Below are 22,580 nucleotides of genomic sequence, written 5' to 3' on the forward strand. Positions count from 1 at the left end.
GTCCGAACCGGCCGATGACCCGGGGATGCTCCTCGCCCTCGGCCTCCTGGCGCTCATCGGATTCTGGTGGCTCGGCCGCCGCGACGGGCGCCTGCCCTTCGGCCTGACGCCGCGCCTTCTCGCCGGCTACGCTTTGCTCGCGGCCGCGTTCGTGCTGGGCTTGCGCGGCAGCCTCGTGCCCGCCCTTCTGTTCGGCGCGGGCGGCCTCTGGCTGGCGGAGGGCGAGGCGGGCGTGATCCGGCGCGTGCGCGCCTTCCGCGGCGGGAGGGAGCCGCGGCGGCGGCGCGCGGCCTCCCTCGAACTCGACCTTCGGCCCGACGGGGCGCCGTTCGACGGGACCGTCTTCGTCGGGCCGTTCGCCGGACGGCGGCTGTCGGCGGTGCCGCCGGACGCGCTGATCGACCTCGCCGCGCTCCTCGCCGGCAACGATCCGGAGGGCGCGCGCCTGCTAGAGGCGTATCTCGACCGCCGGCAGCCCGGCTGGCGTGTAGACGCTGATGGCGATGGAGACCCGCGGCCGGGCGGCGCGGCGAAGCCAGGGACGATGACGGAGGAGGAGGCCTATCAGGTCCTGGGGCTTGAGCGCGGGGCGTCCCTGGAGGAGGTCCGCGCGGCTCATCGGACGCTGATGAAGCGGCTGCATCCCGACCAGGGCGGCAGCGTCGAGCGGGCGGCGCGCGTGAACGCGGCGCGTGACAGGCTGGTGAACCGACATCGCTAGAACTCCACGCGCGTTGTCAGGGTTTGTCGTCAGGGTTTCATGAAGCGAAACGAACGTCCCGGCCGCCCGGCGCGGCTCGTATGGGGCGGATCGCCCGACGAACGGGTCGGGCGCCGTGCCTTGCGGCTTCGAAGGGAATTTCAACTGCGGGTGGCGAAGCAGTTGAAGCCGTGCTTCTTCAGCGCGGTGCAGGCATCCTGCGCGGCGCCCTGCTCGGCGAAGCCGGAGAAGCGGGCGCGGTAGAGCGTGGTGCCGCCGTGGGAGACGCGCACCGTGTAGGGCGCGGCCTTGGACAGCGCGCCGGTGCGGCTGCGGGCGTCGGCGAGGATCGACTTCGCCTTGTCCTCGTCGTCCATGGCGCCGAGCTGGATCACCCAGGGGGTCGGCGTCACGGGCTTGGCGCTCTCGCCGCGGGCATCCTTCGGCGGCCCCTCGGCGCGGGAGGCGACGCCTTCGACGGCGGGCAGGCGCGCGGTCGACTTGCCGCCGGCGCTCGGGAACGGCGCCTGGCTCACCGGGCCGGCATAGGCCTGCGCGGCGCCGGGCAGGGCCTGGAGGCCGGAGCGGCGCGACCCCGGCGTGGTGGTGGCCGGACGGATGTCGAGGGGGGCGGCGCTGGTGGAGCTCGTGGTCTCGACCGCATCGTCGTCGGCCGAGGCGAGCGCCGTGCGGGTGCGGGAATCCGCCTCGGCGACGACCGCCGGGCGGCCGCGCTCGGCCACCTCGACGATGGGCGCCGCCTGGCGCGCGCCGGCATAGGCACGGGGCAGGTTGGCGCGCACGAGGTCGGCCATGATCCGGTCGCGGCTCGCGCCCGACTTGCCGCCGAGCACGATCGCCACGATCTGCCGGTCGCCGAGCTTGGCCGCGGTCATCAGGTTGAAGCCCGAATCGCGCGTGTAGCCGGTCTTGATGCCGTCCACGCCCTCGACGTTGCCGAGCAGGTGGTTGTGGTTGCCGATCACCCGGCCGCGGAAGGCGAAGGAGCGGGTCTGGAAGTAGCGGTAGTAGCGCGGGAAGCGGTCCTGGATCGCGCGGGCCAGCAGGGTGAGGTCGTGGGCGGTGGTGATCTGGTCCGGGTCGGGCAGGCCGGAGGCGTTGGCGTAGTGGGTGCGGCCCATGCCGAGCGCACGCGCCTTGCGCGTCATCATCTCGGCGAAGCGCGGCTCGGAGCCGGCGATGTTCTCGCCGATGGCGCAGGCCACGTCGTTGGCCGACTTGGTCACGATCGCCTTGATCGCCTCCTCGACGGTGATCGTCGATCCGGGGCGCAGGCCGAGCTTCGACGGCGACTGCGCGGCGGCGTTGGCCGAGATCGTCAGCGTCGAATCGAGGTCGTAGCGGCCCTTCTCCATCTGCTCGAACAGCATGTAGAGGGTCATCACCTTGGTGATCGAGGCCGGGTGGCGCAGCGCGTCCTCGTTGACCGCATGCAGCGTGCGTCCCGACTTCACGTCCACCACCATCGCGGCGTAGGGCGGGTTGTAGCCGCCCACCGCCTTGCGGGCGTGGCCGCGGCGGCGCGCTTCGGCGGGATCGGCCACCGCGACGAGGAAGCTTGCCGCCAGGAGCAGAACGGCGACAGCGCGGGACCCCGTGGTGGGCCGGCCTTCTACGCGACGCATCTCGAAACCTTCGCCTCGACAACCGGGCGGCGGACCCGGCTGGCACTCTATCGTCCGCGGATGCCGCCCTCCGGACCCGCGCTTCTGTCGAGGACGGTAGGATGAACGCGGTTACGCGGCCGTTAATGCCGTCCGCTTCGATTCCGGGATCGTCCTTTCGCCACAGGGGTTAAGCCGATCTTGATGCGCCGGCGCGGCGCACCCCTCTGCCGCCATGGGCGGATCGATGGCCCGCCGCGCCCGCGGGAGCGCGCCCGGGACGGACAGTTTCACGCACCTCACTGGCGCAGTCGTTTCCCGGCCTATAGATTGCCTCCCGAGCGATGCGCTCCTGGTCGGGGCGCAGGCGCCGAAGACTGCCAGACCGGGGTCGCTTCGATTCAGATGTCTTCCAAGCTGATCCAGGACGAGGGGTACGGGACCGGCCGGGGCCGCGCGCCGGCGCGTGCGGCCTCGACCCCGCGGGTCCCGGGTGACGACGACCGTTCGGGCACCGCGATCATCACCCGCACGAAGCCCCGGGCGAAGCGCCCGAGCCTCTACCGCGTGCTGCTGCTCAACGACGACTACACCCCGCAGGAGTTCGTCGTTCACATCCTGGAGCGGTTCTTCAACAAGAACCGCGAGGACGCCCACCGGATCATGATGCACGTCCACCACAACGGCGTGGGGGAGTGCGGCGTGTTCACCTACGAGGTCGCGGAAACGAAAGTGACGCAGGTGATGGATTTCGCCCGCAAGCACCAACATCCGCTTCAGTGCGTTATGGAAAAGAAATAGGCATCCAGCGAAGGCCAGAGCATTGCCCAGCTTCTCACGCAGCCTCGAGCAAGCCCTCCACCGCGCCCTCGCGCTGGCCGGCGAGCGCCGTCACGAATACGCCACCCTCGAACATCTCCTGCTCGCCCTCGTCGACGATCAGGACGCCGCGGCGGTGATGCGGGCCTGCAACGTCGAGATCGACGTGCTGCGCCGCAACCTCGTCGAGTACGTCGACACCGAGCTCCTGAACCTGAAGGGCGACGGGCGCCAGGACGCCAAGCCGACCGCCGGCTTCCAGCGGGTGATCCAGCGCGCGGTGATCCACGTGCAGTCGTCGGGCCGCGAGGAGGTGACCGGCGCCAACGTTCTGGTCGCGATCTTCGCCGAGCGCGAGAGCCACGCCGCCTATTTCCTGCAGGAGCAGGACATGACCCGCTACGACGCGGTCAACTACATCAGCCACGGCATCGCCAAGCGGCCCGGCGCCTCCGAGGCCAAGCCGGTGCGCGGGGCCGACGAGGAGACCGCCTCCGAGCGGCCCGGGTCCGACGACGGCGAGGCGCGGCCGAAGAAGAAGGGCGACGCGCTGGAGGCCTATTGCGTCAACCTCAACAAGAAGGCGCGCGACGGCAAGATCGACCCGCTGATCGGCCGCCATGCCGAGGTGGAGCGCACGATCCAGGTGCTCTGCCGCCGGCAGAAGAACAACCCGCTGCTGGTGGGCGATCCCGGCGTCGGCAAGACGGCGATCGCCGAAGGTCTCGCGCGAAAGATCATCCAGCACGAGGTGCCCGAAGTCCTCGCCGATGCGACGGTCTTTTCGCTCGACATGGGCACGCTGCTGGCCGGCACCCGCTACCGCGGCGATTTCGAGGAGCGCCTCAAGCAGGTGATGAAGGAGATCGAGGCGCATCCGAACGCCATCATGTTCATCGACGAGATCCACACCGTGATCGGCGCGGGCGCCACGTCGGGCGGCGCGATGGACGCCTCGAACCTGCTCAAGCCCGCGCTGGCCTCCGGCGCGCTGCGCTGCATCGGTTCGACCACCTACAAGGAGTACCGCCAGTACTTCGAGAAGGACCGCGCCCTGGTGCGCCGGTTCCAGAAGATCGACGTCAACGAGCCGTCGATCCCCGACACGATCGAGATCTTGAAGGGCCTGAAGCCGTACTTCGAGGAATTCCACAAGCTCAAGTACACCACCGACGCGGTGAAGGCCGCGGTGGAACTGTCGGCCCGCTACATCAACGACCGCAAGCTGCCCGACAAGGCGATCGACGTGATCGACGAGACCGGCGCTTCGCAGATGCTGGTGCCGGAGGCGCGCCGCAAGCGCACCATCGGCGTCAAGGAGATCGAGACCACCATCGCCACGATGGCGCGCATCCCGCCCAAGACCGTGTCGAAGGACGATGCGGTGGTGCTCAAGAACCTGACCGAGAACCTGAAGCGGGTCGTCTACGGCCAGACCAACGCCATCGAGGCGCTGACCTCGGCGATCAAGCTGGCCCGCGCCGGCTTGCGCGATCCCGACAAGCCGATCGGCTCCTACCTGTTCGCCGGCCCGACCGGCGTCGGCAAGACGGAGGCGGCCAAGCAGCTCGCGGCCTCGCTCGGCGTCGAGATGCTGCGCTTCGACATGTCGGAGTACATGGAGCGGCACACGGTCTCGCGGCTGATCGGTGCGCCGCCCGGCTATGTCGGCTTCGACCAGGGCGGGCTGCTCACCGACGGGATCGACCAGCACCCCCACTGCGTGCTGCTGCTCGACGAGATCGAGAAGGCGCATCCGGACCTGTTCAACATCCTGTTGCAGGTGATGGACCACGGCAAGCTGACCGACCACAACGGCAAGCAGGTCGATTTCCGCAACGTCATCATCATCATGACCTCGAACGCGGGCGCCTCGGATCTGGCGAAGTCGGCCTACGGCTTCACCCAGTCGAAGCGCTCGGGCGACGACGTGGAGGCGATCAACCGGCTGTTCGCGCCGGAATTCCGCAACCGCCTCGACGCCATCATCTCGTTCGGCCACCTGCCGAAGGAGGTCGTGGCCAAGGTCGTCGACAAGTTCGTGCTCCAGCTCGAAGCGCAGCTCGCCGACCGCAACGTCACGATCGAACTCTCGGACGAGGCCCGCGACTGGCTGGTGGAGAACGGCTACGACGACGCGATGGGCGCCCGGCCCATGGCCCGCCTGATCCAGTCCACCGTCAAGACGCCGCTCGCCGACGAGGTGCTGTTCGGCTGCCTCAAGGACGGCGGTGCGGTCAAGGTGGTGCTGAAGAAGCCGGAGGCGGAGGATGCGAAGGGCAAGACCGAACTCGGCTTCGAGTTTCCCGCCGGCCCAGTGACGCCGAAGCCGGAGACGGACGTCGCCAACGCCGCCAAGCGCAAGCGCTCCAAGCCGCGTTCGGCCCCGCGCAAGAAGGCGGTCAAGCGCGACGGCGGTCCGTCCGGCGGGGGCGGCGTCCGCACCGTGCCGAAGGTCCCGCTGAAAGTCTGAAATCTGGCCGGACGGTCGCTCGCGAGAGCGACTGTCCTCGATTCCGGAGCGGGTTGCGTTCCTGCGCCGGCTCCCGGATATGGGCGGCGCCGCATCCCTCTTGAGGACGCGCAGCGTCGACTGGCAATGGGGGAATCATGACGAGCGACGCGCAGGAGGAGCATCTCACGCCTGTCGCGACACCACCGCAGATGCCGGTGCGACCGGCACCGCTCACCGCCCGCGAGCGGCGGCGCCGCCGCCGCAAGTCCCGTCACCGGGGCGAGGAGATCCTGGGCTGGATCCTGGTGCCGCTGATCCTGATCGGTCTGGTCTGGGGCGTGAACGCGGTGCTGGAAGCAATGGGCACCAGCCCAGGCGTGGCGTGGGACCAGCTCATGCAGGTGAAGGCCGCGCTCGAAAAGAAGATGTGACGGCGAAAGGACGCTTTCCCTCGGGCGCAACGGTCAGATCGACGCCTGCTCGAGCGTCCGGGCGACCCACTTGTTGAGGCTGAGCCCGGCGCGGCGGGCGGCGGAGGCCACGGCGCGGTGCAGTCCGGGATCGACCCGGACCACGAACTGTCCGGAGAACGGCTTTTCCGGCTCTTCGCCGCGCTGGGCGCAGAAGGCCAGATAGTCCTCGATGCTGTCGGCCAGCGCCTGCTTCAACTCGTCGACCGAACGGCCCTGGAACGTGATCACGTCGCGAAGGTTGAGCACCTCGCCGTGAAAGAGTTCGGCCTCTTCGTCGTATTCGACAAAAGCCTCGTAGCCCTTGTGGTGCATGACGGTCATCGTCTGAATCCCGCTTCGGTGAGGAAGCGCCTGACGGATTTCACCGCACCCTTGTCGGTCTCCTTCTGCGGGTGCGGTCGGTGGAAGACCGCACGCACGCCGTTGAGGGCGACCCGGACGCGAGAGCCTCGTCCTTCTTCGATCTCCGCACCGCAGGCCCTCAACAGGCGTTCGATGTCGGTCCAGGCGATGCCGGAACGGACGGGATCGGCGAAAATCGCTTCGAGCGTCGCCCGGTGCTTCCCGCTCACCTTCATATAGTATCAGTCTTCGATACTGAAAGCCAGACGACGCCTCTCGCCGGACACCGTCTACTCCGCCGCCGCCTTGCTCAAGCCGATCCGCCGCCAGATGGTGCTCAGCGCCTCCACGAGGTGGTCGATGTCGGCGTTGGAGTGCAGCGGCGAGGGCGTGATGCGCAGGCGCTCGGTGCCGCGCGGCACGGTCGGGTAGTTGATCGGCTGCACGTAGATGCCGAACTCGTCGAGCAGGGTGTCGCTGATCGCCTTGCACAGCACCGGATCGCACACCATCACCGGCACGATGTGGCTGCGGTTGGCCAGGGTCGGAATGCCCGCCGCGTCGAGGGCCTGCCGCACCCGGGCGACGCGCTCCTGATGGCGCGTGCGCTCGGCCCCGCTCGCCTTGAGGTGGCGGATGCTCGCCGCCGCGCCCGCCGCGACCGCGGGCGGCAGCGAGGTGGTGAAGATGAAGCCCGAGGCGAAGCTGCGCACGAAGTCGCAGAGCTGGGCCGACCCCGTGATGTAGCCGCCATGGACGGCGAACGCCTTGCCGAGCGTCCCCTCGATCACGTCGAGGCGGTGGGCCAGCCCCATCCGCTCCGAGATGCCGCCGCCCCGCGTCCCGTAGAGGCCGACCGCGTGGACCTCGTCGAGATAGGTGAGCGCACCGTGCGCTTCCGCCACGTCGCAGATCTCGTCTATGGGAGCGATGTCGCCGTCCATGGAATAGACCGACTCGAAGGCGACGAGCTTGGCCCGTCCGGGCTCCACCAGGGCGAGCTTGCGGTTCAGGTCCTCCGGATCGTTGTGGCGGAAGATCTGGCGTTCGGCCCGGCTCGACCGGATGCCCTCGATCATCGAGGCGTGGTTGCCCTCGTCGGAGAAGACGACGCAGCCCGGCAGCTTGGCCGCGAGCGTGCCGAGGGCGGCCCAGTTCGAGACGTAGCCGGAGGAGAAGATCAGCGCCGCTTCCTTGCCGTGCAGGTCGGCCAGTTCCTGCTCCAGCAGCACGTGGTAGTGGTTGGTGCCGGAGATGTTGCGGGTGCCGCCCGCCCCCGCTCCGCAGCGGTCGATCGCCTCGTGCATCGCCCGCAGCACGGACGGATGCTGGCCCATGCCGAGATAGTCGTTGGAGCACCAGACGGTGACCTCGCGCGCGCCGCCGGGGCTGTGATGGGTGGCGTGGGGGAAGCGCCCGGCCTGCCGTTCGAGGTCGGTGAAGACGCGGTAGCGGCCCTCCCGGTGGAGACCGGCGATCGCATTGCCGAAGAACGCCTCGTAATCCATGACCGTTCTCCCCTGTGGAGTTGCTGTCGGCGGGCGGATCTCGCGTCCGCCTCATCTCATTCGCGTTGCACGGCCCCAGTTTCCCGCGCCTCGTCGGCGACCGGTGCCGCACGGCCGGGCAGGCTCCAGTTCCACAAGGCCGCCGAGGGCAGCGGCAGCATCAGGAACCAGTGCTCCAGGGTGGCGAGTGCCGCGAGCGTCGCGAGGAGGCCGAGGCCCGCGACCGTCTGAGGCGCGGCCTCGGCCCCGAGCGCGCCGCGGGCGAGCAGAACCGTCGCGGCGGTGCCGAGCGTCACCGAGACCGGAAACAGCGGGTTCATCGGCCGTCGGCTCAGGTAGCAGGCGAGATAGCCGAGATGCGAGGGCAGGAACTCGGCGTGGAGGTTGCGCACCCCGAGGAACAGGTTCAGCCGCGCCGAGGCGTTCATCAGCGCGAGCAGGGCGTAGGTCCACAGCGCGACGCGGTTCCCCTGCCCCCAGGTCAGGCAGAGGATGGCGAGGCCGCAGCCGAGGATCGCGAATTCGTGCCAGAGGCTGGCGGCGAGGGCGGCGAGGAAGCGGTCGAGCCCGTGCAGGTTCGGCGCGCAGGCCGCGGGCTTCGGCCCGGAGACGAAGCCCATGTAGTAGCTCATCTCCTGCCAGCCCCAGAGGACCACCGCGGCGGTGAAGCCGAGATAGGCGCCGGTCTCGGTGTCGTCGTCGGCGACCGCGCGGATCGCCCACAGGGCGGCCGTGGCCACGGCGCTCGCCGCGATCAGGCTGCGGGCATGGGTCCGCCGCGGCAGGTGCTGGAGCACCAGAACCAGCCCGGTGGCCGACCACCACAGCAGGACGGCGTAGAGCGCCGGGGCAGCGTAGGCGCCCATGCTACCAGACCGGCCGGAGGCGGATGTCGGCGGGCATGGCGTTGCGCTTGACCGGCAGCAGGTAGAGCCGCGCGAAAGTCGCCGCCGCGAGCGCCGTCTGCGCCGCGTGCTTCAGCTTGCCCGCAAGCCCGCCCTGCGCCTTGGCGGCGGCGATCTTCTCCGCACGGACCAGAAGCCGGTCGAGGCCGGCCTTGAAACGCGGATCGTCGAGATCGAGGGTGATCGGAAAGGTCTGCTTCGAGATCTCGGAGGTGATGCGGAAGACCTTGAAGTCGTAGTCCGTCGGATCGACACCCAGCGCCCGATGGAAGGCCGGGCGGCAATGGTCGCGGACGTACATCGTCGCGAACACCGCGAGCAGGAAGAACCGTATCCAGTAGCGGTTGACCCCTTCCGTCAGCTTCGGATTGGCGCGCATCAAGAGCGCGAAGGCCTCGCCGTGGCGGAACTCGTCATTGCACCACTTCTCGAACCACTTGAAGATCGGGTGGATGCGCCGCTCGGGGTGCCGTTCCAATTCGCGGTAGATGGTGATGTAGCGGGCGTAGCCGATCTTCTCGGAGAGGTAGGTCGCGTAGAAGATGAATTTCGGGCGGAAGAAGGTGTACTTCTTCGTCCTGGTCAGGAAGCCGAGATCCACGCCGATGCCGAAATCCTTCAGCGTGTCGTTGATGAAGCCGGCATGCCGCGCCTCGTCGCGGCTCATGAAGCCGAACAGCTCCTTGATGTCCTTGTTCTTGGCCCGCTTGCGCATCTCGGCGTAGAGCACGCAGCCGGAGAACTCGGCGGTGATCGAGGAGACGAGGAAGTCGAGGAACTCCTTGCGCAGTTCGGGGTCCATGCCGGAGAGGTCGCAGTCGAACTCGGCGTTGCGCACGAAGTGGCGCTTGTTCGGGTCCGAGCGCAGTTCGTCGATCAGGATGTCCCACTCGCGGCGCACCGGCTCGACGTTCGTCCGGTCGAGCTCGTCGAAATCGGTGGTGTAGAAGCGCGGGCTCAGGAAGGTCGTGGCCTGCGCGGCCTTGGTCGATTCGTTGACCGGATGGCGGGGGCCGGGGGCCCCGGCCGGGGGCTGGACGGTGGCGTTCACAGCTTCCTCCGTTCGGAAAAGCTCACCTCGTAGAGCTCGGTCAGTTCGAGGTGGGCGATCAGCTTGGTCCAGGCCCGCTCCAGCCGGCCGGCGCGGGTGACGGTGGCGGTGCGGCGCACGGTGATGCGTTCGCCGTAGGGCACCGCGGTCGGCGCGTCGTGGACCCGGACCTCGTCGCCGGGCGCGATCTCGAAGCCGGCATCCAGGGTCACGTGGGCGTGCAGGCTTTCCGGCGTCTGCTCGATCTCCACGGTGCAGGGCACCTCGACGACCGTCTTGCCGATCCAGGCCATCTCCGTCGCTCCCATCACCGCATCTCGGCCCCGGGCAGCAGGCGGGCGAAGGCCTTGGCGTTCGAGGGGCCGAAGGCCAGCAGCGCGACGTGGCGCCCGGTGGCCTCATCCTCCAGCGACAGCGTGCCGTTGTCGAATCGCGTCAGCGTGAAGGGCGGATCGCGGCTCAGGCCCTCGCGCTGGCGGGCCTGCGCCAGCCCGCGCAAGGTGCCCCGGATGAAGCCGTCCTGGCCCGGTTCGATCCGGGCGACGAGCCGGCCGCCCTCGGCCGCCCGCAGGTCGATGGCGCCGTCCGGCCGGTCCTCGGCGCGGAAGGCCAGCGTCTCGACCGCGCGGGCCGGCGGCTCCTGCGGTCCCGCCTCCCGGTCCCGGCCGAGGAACACCGCGCCGACGACGACCGTCAGAAGCGCCGCGACGGCGAGCAGCGCCGGACGCTGCAACGCGGGCTTGTGCGGCGGCGGCCGGACGTTCAGCTCCACGGGCATCGCCTCGTCCTCCTGCTATCGGGAGATGGCGGCGAGGCGGCCGGCGGTCGCCACCGGCCGCTCGACCGCGATGGCCATCGGCTCGCCGGTCCGCGCCGGACCCTCCGCCCGCGCGGCGAGCGCTCGCGCGACCAGCGCCGCGACGCCGCGGGCGTCCGGCACCGAGCGCAGCATCGGCTCGGGACGACTCACCCGCCAGGGCCGGGCATGGGGCCAGAGATGCAGGTAGGCGACCCGCTCGCCCGGCGGCAGGCGCAAGGGGATGTCGCCGCTGCCGTCGGCGAACAGGCGCAGATCCGCCGATTCGATGCGCACGTGCGGCAGGTTGAGGGTGATCGGCAGGGCGATGCCGACATGCATCACCACGCGGCGGTCGGTCAGCGTGTAGACCGTGGTGCGGTGGACGAGCCAGGCGAGGACGGTGAGCAGGCCGAGCGCGCCGAGGCCGACCAGCAGCGTCGGTCCGGCGACCGCGAGCGCCCGCGCCGGTCCCTCGCTCGCGGCGGCGCCGAGGGCGAGCAGGGCGGCCGCACCGGCGAACCACAGCATGACGAGGCGGGCGTGGAAGGCGCGCAGGAGCACGCCGGACAGGGTCGGCGCGCCCCGCCACAGGATGCGTTCGCCCGCCGGCAGCGGGCCGGGCATCCCGCGCAGGGTGCCCTCGGGGAGGAATTCCGATTCGCTCACAGCAGCGGCTCCGCGCGGGCCGGCGAGGCGTAGAGGGTGCCGGCGCCGAAATAGGCCATGATCCGCTCCTCCTCCCGCAGGGTCACGGAATCCGGGTCCCGGGTGCCGGGGATGTCGGCGAACTGCGCCGCCAGCAGCGCCTCGGTCTTCACGGTGCGGGAGAGACGGCCGGTGGTGCAGAAGGTGACCGGCATCAGCACCCGGCGGCCGCCCGCGCCGAGTTCGACCTCGTAGTAGCGCACGAAGGCTTCGCCGCGGTCGACCCAGAGATCGACCACGGTGCCGGCCACCTGCCGGTCGGCACCGTAGACCGGCATTCCGATCGGGTTCGGTCCGTCCTCGTGCACCACGAAGGTGTCGGCGACGCGCAGCGGCACGATGCGGTACTGGTCGTCCCAGGTGCGGTCGTGCTCGTCGTGGCGCGGCACCCAGGCCCCGGGGCCGACGCCCGCCTGGAGCGAGGTGTCGGTGCGGAAGTAGGGTGCGCCGGGAAACACCTCGCGGCGGGCGCTCGGCACGTCGGCGTCGTAGGCGATGTTGGTCTGCGGCGCATACGTCGTATGCCCGCTCGCCAAGCGGAAGGCCTTCGGAGAGGGGATCAGGATCGGGTCCGGACCCTTCAGGCGGCCGGCGGCCTCGTTCTCCAGCGGGTAGCCCTCGCGCCGGTCCTCCCGCCGCAGGTAGAAGACGAGACCCGCGAAGAAGATCCAGAACGCGTAGAGCGTGACCTGCGCGACGTCGATATAACCGGTGATCTCGCCTCTGGGCATGGCACGCCTCCCGATCAGGTGGGACGGTTGACGAAGGATTCGAACGGACGGGGCCGGATCTCGTCCGGACGGTCGGGCGCGCGCGCATCCGCGCGCACCAGCGGACCGATCGCGACGAGGGTGGCGAAGAGCAGCGCGATCTCGACGTGGTAGACGATGAGGTAGCCGATGGCCGGCTCGTTCATGCCCTCGCCGAGGGCACCCGACTGCGCCACCGCGGCGCCGAGATCGCGCAGGATGCCGCTCGCGGCGATGGCGCTGCCCGCGGCGGTGGCCTGCGCCGCCCCCCAGGCGCCGAGCGCCAGCCCGGTATCCTCCGGCCCGGCCTTCGCCATCGAGGCGGTGAGCGTGCCGTGGGCGAACAGGCCGCCGCCGATGCCGATCAGCGTCACGCCCGCCGCGAACAGCCGGGCGGAGCCGAGCGGCGCGGCGAAGACGACGGCCGAGAAGGCGGCGATGCCGATCACCGTGCCGACGGCCGCGACCCGGTAGGGGTCCCCGCCGCGGTTGAGCCAGCGCGCCGCCGCGATCAGCCCGAGTCCGCCGCCGGCGGCGAGCATGGCGGTGAGCGCCGTGGTCTGCCCGACGCTGAGCCCGAGGATCTGCCCGCCATAGGGTTCGAGCAGGATGTCCTGCATCGAGAAGCCGGCGGTGCCGAGGGCGATCGCCGCCAGGCGCCGCCGCGCCGCGCCCTCCCCGGCATAGCCGCGCCAGGATCGGGAAAAGCTCGGCCGCGGCGCGGATTTGTCGGTGCGGGCGGGGTTCCGCGGCTCCTGCTTCCACAGGGCCACGCCGTTGAGCACGAGGGTGATCAGCGCCGCGCCCTGGATCACCTGGATCAGGCGGATCGCCGAGAAATGCGCGAGCGCCAGCCCGAACAGCAGGGCGCTGCCCATCATGCCGGCGAGCAGCATGGCGCAGAGGAGCGCCACCACCTTCGGCCGCGCATGCGCCGGCGCGAGATCGGTGGCGAGCGCCAGCCCGACGGTCTGCGTGGTGTGAAGCCCCGCGCCCACCAGCAGGAAGGCCAGCGCGGCCGCCGCATGGCCGACCCAGAGCGGGCCGGTGGTGTCGCCCGACAGGATCAGCAGGGCGAACGGCATGATGGCGAGCCCGCCGAACTGCAGCAGCGTGCCGAACCAGATGTAGGGCACGCGCCGCCAGCCCAGCACCGAGCGGTGCGTGTCCGAGCGGAAGCCGACGAGCGCCCGCAACGGGGCGAAGAGCAGCGGCAGCGACAGCATCACCGCGACGATCCAGGCCGGGACCGACAATTCGACGATCATCACCCGATTGAGCGTGCCGATCAGCAGCACCGCCGCCATGCCGACGGTGACCTGGAACAGCGAGAGACGCATCAGCCGGCCGAGCGGCAGCTCCTTCGTCGCCGCATCGGCGAAGGGAAGGATCGCCGGGCCGAGGCGCAGGAACGCCCGGGTGATGGCGAGGCCGGATTTCATGCGGGCCTCCCCCCCATGTTCCCATCCTCTTCCCTCATCCCGAGGCCTCCGCTGCGCTGCGGCACCTCGGGATGGGGGCGTGGGTCGGAGGAAGCGATTCTGGTCAGCTCGATCGCGTTCGACAGGTAGAACCCGCTGTTCACCCGCCGCGTCCGCCCCACGGCGAAACGCTGCAAGGCGCGCTCCCGTGCGATCCGCCGGCGCAGGCCGCCCTCCGTCACCGGGACGATGGCCGGCGCCCGGTCGGCCTTCGGAAACAGCTTGCCGGCGGCGTGCATCAGGGTCAGCAGCGCAGTGCGCGGGGCGACGGTGAACAGCAGGCTGCCGTCGGTGCGCAGCGAGAATTCGGCGAGCGCCCGGACGATGTCCGGCGCTTGGTAGTGGATCAGCGAATCCATCGCGACGACGTGGTCGAAGCGGCCGAGCCAGGGGTCGAGCATGTCGCCGACCCGGAACGCGACCGAGCCGGGACCGGAGATCGCCGGCAGTCGCTCGCGGGCGAGCCCGATCAGCGTCGGCGAGACGTCGATGGCCACGACCTCCGCACCGCGGCGCGCGGCCTCGACCGCGAGCGCGCCGGTGCCGCAGCCGGCGTCGAGCAGGCGCCGGCCGGCCAGATCCGCCGGCAGCCAGCCGAGCAGGTTCGCCCGCATGGCGTCGCGCCCGGCCCGCACCGTGGCGCGGATCTTCGAGACCGGCGCGTCGGAGGTCAGGCGCGACCACGCCTCGACCGCGGTGCGGTCGAAATAGGTCTCGAGCTGCGAACGGCGGGTGAGGTAGGGCGTGCTCATCGGTCGAACCCAAGATCAGTCGAAGCCAAGGAACTCGAACAGGTCGCGGTCCTTCATCGGCGCGGCCTCGCAGGGTTCGACGCCGGCCCAGAGCGCTTCGGCGAGCCGCATGTATTCGTCGGTGACGGCGGTGAGCTCCGGCGACGGCTCCATCTCGAACAGCGTCGACTTCTTGAGGCGCGAGCGGCGCACCACGTCGAGGTCGGGGAAGTGGGCCAGCCGGCGCAGGCCGACCGCCGCGTTGAAGCGGTCGATCTCGTCGGTCCCGGCCGAGCGGTTGGCGATGACGCCGCCGAGCCGGACGCCGTAGTTCTTCGCCTTGGAATGGATCGCCGCGACGATCCGGTTCATCGCGAAGATCGAGTCAAAATCGTTGGCGGTGACGATCAGCGCCCGGTCGGCGTGCTGGAGCGGCGAGGCGAAGCCGCCGCAGACCACGTCGCCGAGCACGTCGAACACCACCACGTCGGTGTCCTCCAGCAGGTGGTGCTCCTTGAGGAGCTTCACCGTCTGCCCGACGACGTAGCCGCCGCAGCCGGTGCCGGCGGGCGGTCCGCCGGCCTCGACGCATTTCACGCCGTTGTAGCCTTCGACCACGAAGTCTTCCGCGCGCAATTCCTCCGAGTGGAAGTTCACGGATTCGAGCGCGTCGATCACCGTCGGCGCGAGGCGCTTGGTCAGGGTGAAGGTCGAATCGTGCTTGGGGTCGCAGCCGATCTGAAGGACGCGCTTGCCCAGCTTCGAGAAGGCGACCGAGAGGTTCGAGGAGGTGGTCGACTTGCCGATGCCGCCCTTGCCGTAGACCGCGAAGACCTTGGCCGTCTCGATCCGGTCGGCGGGATCGAGCGCGACCTGAAGGCTGCCCTCCTCGCGGCGCAGCGGTACGGGGTTCCGGATGGCGATGTTCATGCCGCGACTCCTGCGGTGATGCCGGACAGCGATCCTGGCGTGACGCCTTCGAGCCGGTCCTCCAGCGCCTCCTCGGCGCGGTCGAGCGCGTCGCGCATCGCCGCGTCGGGGGTCCAGAAGCCGCGGCGATGCGCTTCGATCAGACGGCTCGCGACCTTGGCGCAGGCGGTCGGATTGAGCGTCGCCATCCGGTCGCGCATGGCCTCGTCCAGGACGAAGGTCTCGGTGATGCGCTCGTAGATCCAGGGCTGCACCGCGCCGGCCGTGGCCGACCAGCCGACGGTGTTGGTCAGCGTCGCCTCGATCTGGCGCACGCCCTCGTAGCCGTGGCCGAGCAGGCCCTCGTACCATTTCGGATTGAGCATCCGGGTGCGGGTTTCGAGCGCCACCTGCTCGTCGAGCGAGCGGACGCGGCCCTCGCCGCGGGTCTGGTCGCTGATGTAGATCGGCACGCTCGCGCCCTTGGCGCGGGCCACCGCCCGGCCCATGCCGCCGAGCCCGTCGAAATAGTGATCGACGCTCGTGACGCCGAGTTCGACCGAGTCGAGGTTCTGGTAGGCGAGATCGACCCGCGACAGCACCGCCTTCATCAGGTCGCGCTGCGGCGCCGGGCGGCCCGAGCGGCCGTAGGCGAAGCTCTTTCGCTTCGAGAACGTCTCGCAGAGTTCGTCCGCGTCGTCCCAGCGGCCGGATTCCACCAGATGATTGACGTTGGCGCCGTAGGCGCCCTCCGCGTTCGAGAAGACGCGAAGCGCCGCCGTCTCGATGTCGCAGCCCCGCTCGGCCTGGATCGCCAGCGCGTGCTTGCGCACGAAGTTCGCCTCGGCCGGCTCTTCGGCGCTTGCCGCGAGGAAACTCGCTTCCGCCAACAGCTTGGTCTGGAGCGGCAGGAGATCGCGAAAAATGCCCGACAGGGTGACGACCGCGTCGATGCGCGGGCGGCCGAGGCGTTCGAGCGGGATCAGTTCGGCCCCGGCGAGCCGGCCGTAGCCGTCGAAGCGGGGCGCGGCGCCGATCAGCGCCAGGGCCTGGGCGATCGGGCCGCCCTCGCTCTTCAGGTTGTCGGTTCCCCACAGCACCAGGGCGACGCTTTCCGGCAGCGGCCGCCCGTCCGCAACGTAGCGCTCCAGCACCCGCGCCACCTGGCGTGCGCCGTCGGCGAGCGCGAAGGCGGAGGGCAAGCGGTAGGGGTCGAAACCGTGCAGGTTGCGGCCAGTCGGCAGGATGGCGGGGTTGCGCAGCAGGTCGCCGCCCGCCACCGGCGCCACGAAGCGCCCGTCGAGGGCCCGCAGCAGGGCCGGGATCTCGTGGTCGCGGGCGAGGTCGCGGTCGATCCGGGCGAGGTCGGCGAAGGCGGCGCGGTGGGTCTCGTCGCCGGGCAGGCCGGCGGCGGCGAGCGCCTCGCCGAGGCTCGCGCCCGCGATCAGCCGCTCGATCCCGGCGCGGGCGGGCTTGAGGCCGTGCGAGGCATCCGCCAGGGCGAGCAGGAGGTCGACGCGTTCCTCGGGCGGCGTGCCCTGCCCGACCACGTGCAGACCGTGCGGGATCAGCGTCTGTTCGAGTTCGGCGAGAGCGGCGGCGAGCGCCGCGACGCGAGGAGCGGGGTCGCCCTCCCAGGCCGGTTCGGCGGGAGCGAGATCGACGGCCGCGCCCTGGGCCTGGATGATCGCGGCGAGCGCCGTCCGCTCCGCCGTCGCCTCGGGTTCGAGGCCGCGCCAGCGCTCGACCGAGGCCTTGAGATCGGCCAGCCCGCGGTAGAGCCCGGCCGCGGCGAGGCTCGGCGTGAGGTAGCTCACCAGCGTCGCCGCCGAGCGGCGCTTGGCCAGCGTGCCCTCGGAAGGGTTGTTGGCGGCGTAGAGATAGACATTCGGCAGATCGCCGATCAGCCGTTCCGGCCAGCAGGCGGCGGACAGGCCGGTCTGCTTGCCCGGCATGAATTCGAGCGCTCCGTGCGTGCCGAAATGCAGCACGGCATCGGCGCAGAAATCCTCCCGCAGCCAGCGATAGAAGGCGCAGAAGGCGTGCGTCGGCGCGAAGCCGTGCTCGAACAGCAGCCGCATCGGGTCGCCCTCGTAGCCGAAGGCGGGCTGCACCCCGACGAAGACGTTGCCGAACGGCGCGCCCAGCACGAAGATCTCGGCGCCGTTGCTCTGGTGCCGGCCCGGCGCCGGACCCCACTGCGCCTCGATCTCGGGCAGGTACGTCTCGCGCCGGACATGGGCCTCGGCGCCGACGCGGGCATGGACGTTGGCCGGCGTGCCGAGCCGGGCGGCGTTGCCGCCGAGGATTTTTTCGCGCAGCGCGTCGGCGTTCTCCGGCAGGTCGACCTCGTAGCCCTCGGCCTTGAGGCCGCGCAGGGTGTTCAGCAGCGAAGCGTAGACCGAGAGGAAGGCGGCCGAGCCGGTCGCGCCGGCATTGGGCGGGAAGTTGAACAGCACGACGGCGAGCCGCCGCTCGGCCCTGGCCTTGCGCCGCAGGGAGACCCAGCGCGCGACGCGGGCGGCGAGCCGTTCGGCGCGCTCGGGATGCACGCGCATGTCGCGGGCGTTGCCGGGGCCCGACGCCGAGGAGCGGCCACCGAACACCGTCGGAGCGGTGGCGCCGTCGAGTTCGGGAATCGCGACCATCATCGTCGCCTCGACCGGCGACAGGCCGCGGTCGCCGGCCTCCCACTGCTCAAGGGTCTGGAATTCCAGCGCGTGGGCGGCGAGGTAGGGCACGTCGAGCCGCGCCAGGGTCGCCTCGGCGGCGGCGGCATCGTTGTAGGCCGGACCTCCGACCAGCGAAAAGCCGGTGAGCGAGACCAGGGCGTCGATCGCCGGACGGCCGCCGGCCATGAAGAAGGCTTCGACCGCCGGGCGGTTGTCGAGCCCGGCGGCGAAGGCGGGCACCACCGAGAGGCCCCTGGCTTCGAGCGCGGCGATGACGCCGTCGTAATGCGCCGTGTTGCCGGCGAGAACGTAGGAGCGCATCAGCAGCAGGCCGACCCGGCCCTTCGCGCCGGGCACGCTCGGCAGCGCCGCGGCGTCCTCGCCGATCCGGCCGGCCATGCGCGGATGGTAGAGCCCCGTCTCCGGATAGTGCTGCGGCGCGGGCGCGGCGGCGATGTCCCGCCACGCCGCGCGGGGGCCGGCGGCGTAGCGCTGCACCAGGAAGCGCACGAGGCTCGCCACGTTCTCGTCGGAGCCGGCGAGCCAGTATTGCAGGGTGAGGAAATAGGCCCGCACGTCCTGCGCCGAGCCGGGGATGAAGCGCAGGATCTTCGGCAGCTTGCGCACCAGCGCCATCTGCCGGGCGGCGTTGCCCTCCGCGCCCGGCTTGCCGCGCAGCCGCTTCAGGAAATCGAGGGCCGAGCGCTTGGCGCCGCTCATGTCGAAGCGGTTGAGCCGGGTCGTGCGCACGATCTCGGCCGCCGAGAGGCAGCCGACCATCGCGTCGCAGGCCGGGCGGCGCGCCTGCAGGGCCGGCAGGATCGCCCGCACGTGCTCGTCGAGGAACAGCATCGCCGAGACCACGATGTCGGCCCGTGCGATCTCCGCCTCGCAGGCCCGGAACGCCTCGGCGTCGGTCTCCCACTCGGCGGCGGCGTGGAAGCTCAAGGAGAGCCCGGGCATCTCGGTGGCCAGCCGCAGGCGCGCCCGCTCCACCGCGCTCGCCAAATGGTTGTCGAGCGTGACGATGACGACGCGGATCGTGGGCCTATCGGCCGAAATGCGCCTTGGCATCGTAGAGGGTCTCGAGGGTGATGAGCGGGAGCTGCCGCTCGCGGGCGAAGCGCTCGGTGTTGGCGCGGGCCTTTCCGCGCACGAAGAACGGAATCTTCCTCAGCTCCTTCTCGGCATCGGGGGCCCAGGCGGTGCGGATCGCGTCGAGACCCTCGACGCGGATCGGTGCGGACGCCGGAGCGGGGGGCGTGGCCTCCGGCGCCCGTTCCACGGCTTCTGCGGACCTGCCCGGCCCGCGGCCGAGATGCGAGGGGGCGGCGCCATCGTGGAATTCGGGATCGTCGCGGAACATCCCGAGGAGATGTTCCTCCAGCCCCATCATCAGGGGGTGGACGAGCGTGTCGAACAGGACGTTGGCGCCCTCGAAGCCCATCTGCGGCGAGTGCCGGGCGGGAAAATCCTGCACGTGGACCGGCGCCGAGATCACCGCGCAGGGAATCCCGAGCCGCTTGGCGACGTGGCGCTCCATCTGCGTGCCGAGCACCAGTTCGGGCGAGGCCGCCTGGATCGCCGCCTCGACGTCGAGGTAGTCGTCGGTGATCGTCGCCTCGATGCCGTGGAGCGCCGCCTCCGCCCGCACCTCGCGGGCGAACTCGCGGGTGTAGCTGCCGAGGCCCACCAGCTCGAAGCCGAGTTCCTGCGTCGCGACGCGGGCGATGGCCAGGGCGTGGGTGGCGTCCCCGAACACGAAGACGCGCTTGGCCGTCAGGTAGGTCGAATCGACCGAGCGTGCGTACCAGGGCAGGCGCGAGGACGCGTCGGCGAGGACGGGGCCGGGATCGACCTTCGCGAGCGCCGCCACGGCGTTCACGAACCGCGTCGTCGCGCCGACGCCGATCGGCACCACGTCGACGAAGGGCTGGCCGTGCGCCTTCTCCAGATACTGGGCGGCGCTTCGCGCGATCTCGGGATAGAGCACGACGTTGAAGTCGGCCGCACCCAGCCGTCCGAGATCGGCGGGCGTCGCACCGAGCGGCGCGACCACGTTCACGGCGATGCCGAGCCCGTCGAGGATCTTGCGGATCTCGATCAGGTCGTCGCGGTGGCGGAAGCCGAGCGCGGCGGGGCCGAGGATGTTGCACGAGGGCCGGCCGGCCTCGCGGGAGGGCCGCGCGACGGGCGCACCGGACAGGGCCCGCACCAATCGATAGAAGGTCTCGGAGGCGCCCCAGTTCTCCTTCTTCTGGTAGGCCGGCAGTTCGAGCGGGATGATCGGGATCGGCAGATCGAGCGCCCGGGCGAGGCCGCCGGGATCGTCCTGGATCAGCTCCGCCGTGCAGGAGGCGCCGACGATCATCGCCTGCGGCCGGAAGCGCTCGTGGGCGGCGGCGACGGCGTCCTTGAACAGCGCCGCGGTGTCGCGGCCGAGATCCTGGGCCTGGAAGGTGGTGTAGGTGACCGGCGGGCGCTTGGCGCGCCGCTCGATCATCGTGAACAGGAGGTCGGCGTAGGTGTCGCCCTGCGGCGCGTGCAGCACGTAGTGCAGGCCCTCCATCGCGGTGGCGACCCGCATGGCGCCGATATGCGGCGGTCCCTCGTAGGTCCAGACGGTGAGTTGCATCGCGGCTACACCTCCAGCCGCGCGCGCCGGTCGAGCGGGCGCGCGAACAGTTCGGCGAGGTCGCCGGCCTGCTCGTAGCCCTGGATCGGCGTGAACAGGAGTTCGATCGACCACTTCGTGCTCAGCCCCTCCGCCTCCAGCGGGTTGGCGAGGCCGAGGCCGCAGACCGTGAGGTCGGGGCGCGCCGCCCGGCAGCGGTCGAGTCCGTCGTCGAGACTCTGGCCCTCCACCACCGCCGTCCCGCCGGGCAGCAGCGCGATCTCGGCCGCCAGGTGGCCGCGATGCAGGTAGGGTGTGCCGACCTCGATCAGTGCCGCGCCGAGTTCCCGCGAGAGGAAGCGGGCGAGCGGCACTTCGAGCTGCGAATCGGGGAAGAAGAACACGCGCTTGCCCGCGAGTTTTTCACGGTGGGCCGCCAGCGCCTGCCGCGCCCGCCGCAGGCCCGGCGCCGTCACCGATTCGAAGCGGGCCGGATCGACGGCGAACGCTCGCGCCGCAGCGCGCAGCCACGCGGTCGTGCCCTCGGCCCCGAGGGGGAACGGCGCGGCGATGCACTTGGCGCCCCGCTCTTCGAGCGCCCGCGCGGTCTGTGCGAGGAAGGGCTGGGCCAGGAGCAGGCGCGTGCCGCGGCCGATCGGGGGCATCTGTCCCGCCCGGCGCGCCGGGAAGAACCGGACCGCGATGCCGAGGGCGGAAAACAGCCGCGCGAACTGGTCCTCGACCACGTCGGCGAGCGCGCCGACGACGAGCAGCGTGTCGCCGTCCGCCGGCCCGGCCGCGGGCAGCTCCGGCACCAGCGCGGCGAGGCAGGCATCCTCGCCCTGCGTGAACGTCGTCTCGATGCCCGACCCCGAATAGTTCAGCACCCGCACGTCCGGTGCCAGCCGCTGCGACAGCCGCAGGGCTGCGTGCGACAGGTCGAGCTTGATCACTTCCGAGGGGCAGGAGCCGACGAGAAACAGCAGCCGGATGTCGGGCCGCCGCTCGATCAGGCGGGTGACGACCCGGTCGAGTTCCTCGTTCATGTCGGCAAGGCCGGCGAGGTCGCGCTCGTCGATGATGGCGGTCGCGAAGCGCGGCTCGGCGAAGATCATCACGCCGGCCGCCGACTGGATCAGGTGGGCGCAGGTGCGCGAGCCCACGACGAGGAAGAACGCGTCCTGGATCTTGCGATGCAGCCAGACGATGCCGGTGAGCCCGCAGAACACCGCCCGCTGCCCCCGCTCGGAGCGGATCGCGACGCCGCAGGCGGCAGCGGGAACGGGCGCATGCGCGTTCACCGGGCGCCCTCCCCGGCGAAGGCGGTGGAGGGCGGCGCTTCGAGGCGGGCCGCGCGCAGTTTCAGCAGGAACTGGCCGGCATTGACGAGGTAGGCCGCGTAGGCTGCGAGCGCCAGGGCGAGCAGGCCGGGCACATCGAGAAGACCGGTGGCGAGCGCGACGAGATAGGCCGTGTGCAGCGCCAGCACGAGCATGCTGAACACGTCCTCCCAGAAGAAGGCCCGCGCGAACAGGTAGCGGCCGAACACGGCCTTCTCCCAGATCGAGCCGGTCACCATGATCGCGTAGAGGACGAGCGTCTTGACGACGACGGAGGCGTTGGCGGCCTCCGCCCCCTGCCCCGTGGCGAGCGTGCGCAGCACCAGCCCGAGGCTCGCCAGGAAGACGAGGAACTGCAGGGGTGCCAGCACGCCCTGCACCAGCGTCCACGGCGAGGCGTCGCGCCGCTGACGTTCCGCGCTCGTGTAGAGCGGTCTGTGCCGGCCCTGGCGCTGACGCATGGCGTCCGCCCTCGCTCGCTCCCGATCCCGTCTAGCGCGGGATCTCGACTGATGCGGAGCCTAGGCCCAGCCCCCGAAGAGTGTCAATCCAAGTTGACGATCATAAACAATGACAGGCGTCCCGGACGTAACGCATGAAAGGGATGTTGCGATTCCCGAAAGGAAGCGTATCGTGGCCTTACACGCATCCGTTGCTCAGGCACGACGTGCTGCATTAAATTGCAGTTGAACGTGCCGGGTC

Annotated in this window: 21 protein-coding genes; 4 read left to right on the plus strand and 17 right to left on the minus strand. The window is 70.7% G+C overall.

Going from position 1 to position 22,580, the window contains the following annotated elements:
• Nucleotides 1–25: 25 nt before the first annotated feature.
• Nucleotides 26–721 (plus strand): DnaJ domain-containing protein, encoded by a 696-nt coding sequence (locus PGN25_04955; GenBank protein ID MEH3116962.1) that lies wholly within the window; start codon nucleotides 26–28, stop codon nucleotides 719–721.
• 140 nt (nucleotides 722–861) lie between these two features.
• Here PGN25_04955 and PGN25_04960 read toward each other — a convergent pair whose 3' ends face one another.
• Entirely contained in the window at nucleotides 862–2,346 is a 1,485-nt protein-coding gene (locus tag PGN25_04960) for a D-alanyl-D-alanine carboxypeptidase (protein MEH3116963.1), read from the minus strand.
• A gap of 384 nt (nucleotides 2,347–2,730) precedes the next feature.
• Here PGN25_04960 and clpS point away from each other — a divergent pair, with 384 nt between their 5' ends.
• The 3 genes from clpS (at nucleotide 2,731) to PGN25_04975 (ending at nucleotide 6,030) form a co-directional block, all read left to right on the plus strand.
• On the plus strand, nucleotides 2,731–3,126 hold the full coding sequence (gene clpS / locus PGN25_04965) for an ATP-dependent Clp protease adapter ClpS (protein MEH3116964.1): 396 nt from the start codon (nucleotides 2,731–2,733) through the stop codon (nucleotides 3,124–3,126).
• Nucleotides 3,127–3,148: 22 nt separating this feature from the next.
• Complete coding sequence (clpA, locus tag PGN25_04970) at nucleotides 3,149–5,617, plus strand: ATP-dependent Clp protease ATP-binding subunit ClpA (protein MEH3116965.1); 2,469 nt, start codon at nucleotides 3,149–3,151, stop codon at nucleotides 5,615–5,617.
• Between the two features lie 137 nt (nucleotides 5,618–5,754).
• Complete coding sequence (locus tag PGN25_04975) at nucleotides 5,755–6,030, plus strand: hypothetical protein (GenBank protein MEH3116966.1); 276 nt, start codon at nucleotides 5,755–5,757, stop codon at nucleotides 6,028–6,030.
• 33 nt (nucleotides 6,031–6,063) lie between these two features.
• Here PGN25_04975 and PGN25_04980 read toward each other — a convergent pair whose 3' ends face one another.
• From PGN25_04980 to bchF, 16 genes are read right to left on the minus strand one after another with little or no spacing between them, the layout of a single operon-like run.
• A complete protein-coding gene (locus PGN25_04980; GenBank protein MEH3116967.1) occupies nucleotides 6,064–6,393 on the minus strand; it encodes a type II toxin-antitoxin system HicB family antitoxin in 330 nt (109 codons plus the stop codon).
• Nucleotides 6,390–6,650: a type II toxin-antitoxin system HicA family toxin gene (locus PGN25_04985; protein ID MEH3116968.1), complete on the minus strand. Its 261-nt coding sequence runs from the start codon at nucleotides 6,648–6,650 to the stop codon at nucleotides 6,390–6,392. The genes PGN25_04980 and PGN25_04985 overlap by 4 nt, the downstream gene beginning before the upstream one ends.
• Before the next feature lie 54 nt (nucleotides 6,651–6,704).
• Nucleotides 6,705–7,922 (minus strand): 5-aminolevulinate synthase, encoded by a 1,218-nt coding sequence (gene hemA, locus PGN25_04990; GenBank protein ID MEH3116969.1) that lies wholly within the window; start codon nucleotides 7,920–7,922, stop codon nucleotides 6,705–6,707.
• Nucleotides 7,923–7,978: 56 nt separating this feature from the next.
• Nucleotides 7,979–8,788, minus strand: a complete 810-nt coding sequence (gene puhE, locus PGN25_04995) for a putative photosynthetic complex assembly protein PuhE (protein MEH3116970.1) — start codon at nucleotides 8,786–8,788, stop codon at nucleotides 7,979–7,981.
• 1 nt (nucleotide 8,789) lies between these two features.
• Nucleotides 8,790–9,878, minus strand: a complete 1,089-nt coding sequence (acsF, locus tag PGN25_05000; GenBank protein MEH3116971.1) for a magnesium-protoporphyrin IX monomethyl ester (oxidative) cyclase — start codon at nucleotides 9,876–9,878, stop codon at nucleotides 8,790–8,792.
• Complete coding sequence (locus tag PGN25_05005) at nucleotides 9,875–10,171, minus strand: hypothetical protein (GenBank protein MEH3116972.1); 297 nt, start codon at nucleotides 10,169–10,171, stop codon at nucleotides 9,875–9,877. The genes acsF and PGN25_05005 overlap by 4 nt, the downstream gene beginning before the upstream one ends.
• Before the next feature lie 14 nt (nucleotides 10,172–10,185).
• Nucleotides 10,186–10,656: a photosynthetic complex assembly protein PuhC gene (gene puhC, locus PGN25_05010; GenBank protein MEH3116973.1), complete on the minus strand. Its 471-nt coding sequence runs from the start codon at nucleotides 10,654–10,656 to the stop codon at nucleotides 10,186–10,188.
• Between the two features lie 15 nt (nucleotides 10,657–10,671).
• Complete coding sequence (gene puhB, locus PGN25_05015) at nucleotides 10,672–11,343, minus strand: photosynthetic complex putative assembly protein PuhB (GenBank protein ID MEH3116974.1); 672 nt, start codon at nucleotides 11,341–11,343, stop codon at nucleotides 10,672–10,674.
• Nucleotides 11,340–12,113, minus strand: coding sequence for a photosynthetic reaction center subunit H (puhA, locus tag PGN25_05020; protein MEH3116975.1), 774 nt, complete (start codon nucleotides 12,111–12,113; stop codon nucleotides 11,340–11,342). The genes puhB and puhA overlap by 4 nt, the downstream gene beginning before the upstream one ends.
• A gap of 14 nt (nucleotides 12,114–12,127) precedes the next feature.
• A complete protein-coding gene (locus tag PGN25_05025; GenBank protein ID MEH3116976.1) occupies nucleotides 12,128–13,573 on the minus strand; it encodes a BCD family MFS transporter in 1,446 nt (481 codons plus the stop codon).
• Nucleotides 13,570–14,364, minus strand: a complete 795-nt coding sequence (gene bchM / locus PGN25_05030; GenBank protein MEH3116977.1) for a magnesium protoporphyrin IX methyltransferase — start codon at nucleotides 14,362–14,364, stop codon at nucleotides 13,570–13,572. Before bchM ends, PGN25_05025 begins: the two co-directional genes overlap by 4 nt.
• A 15-nt stretch (nucleotides 14,365–14,379) precedes the next feature.
• Nucleotides 14,380–15,273 (minus strand): ferredoxin:protochlorophyllide reductase (ATP-dependent) iron-sulfur ATP-binding protein, encoded by an 894-nt coding sequence (bchL, locus tag PGN25_05035; protein ID MEH3116978.1) that lies wholly within the window; start codon nucleotides 15,271–15,273, stop codon nucleotides 14,380–14,382.
• Nucleotides 15,270–18,998 carry a magnesium chelatase subunit H gene (locus PGN25_05040; GenBank protein ID MEH3116979.1) on the minus strand — a complete coding sequence of 1,243 codons (3,729 nt, stop codon included), beginning with the start codon at nucleotides 18,996–18,998 and terminating at the stop codon, nucleotides 15,270–15,272. The genes bchL and PGN25_05040 overlap by 4 nt, the downstream gene beginning before the upstream one ends.
• Nucleotides 18,973–20,559: a ferredoxin:protochlorophyllide reductase (ATP-dependent) subunit B gene (gene bchB, locus PGN25_05045; protein ID MEH3116980.1), complete on the minus strand. Its 1,587-nt coding sequence runs from the start codon at nucleotides 20,557–20,559 to the stop codon at nucleotides 18,973–18,975. The genes PGN25_05040 and bchB overlap by 26 nt, the downstream gene beginning before the upstream one ends.
• A gap of 5 nt (nucleotides 20,560–20,564) precedes the next feature.
• Complete coding sequence (locus PGN25_05050) at nucleotides 20,565–21,839, minus strand: ferredoxin:protochlorophyllide reductase (ATP-dependent) subunit N (protein ID MEH3116981.1); 1,275 nt, start codon at nucleotides 21,837–21,839, stop codon at nucleotides 20,565–20,567.
• Complete coding sequence (gene bchF, locus PGN25_05055) at nucleotides 21,836–22,339, minus strand: 2-vinyl bacteriochlorophyllide hydratase (protein ID MEH3116982.1); 504 nt, start codon at nucleotides 22,337–22,339, stop codon at nucleotides 21,836–21,838. The genes PGN25_05050 and bchF overlap by 4 nt, the downstream gene beginning before the upstream one ends.
• Between the last annotated feature and the right edge of the window lie 241 nt (nucleotides 22,340–22,580).

Origin of the sequence: Methylorubrum populi (genome assembly GCA_036946625.1) — a bacterium.
Taxonomy (GTDB): Bacteria; Pseudomonadota; Alphaproteobacteria; order Rhizobiales; family Beijerinckiaceae; genus Methylobacterium; species Methylobacterium populi_C.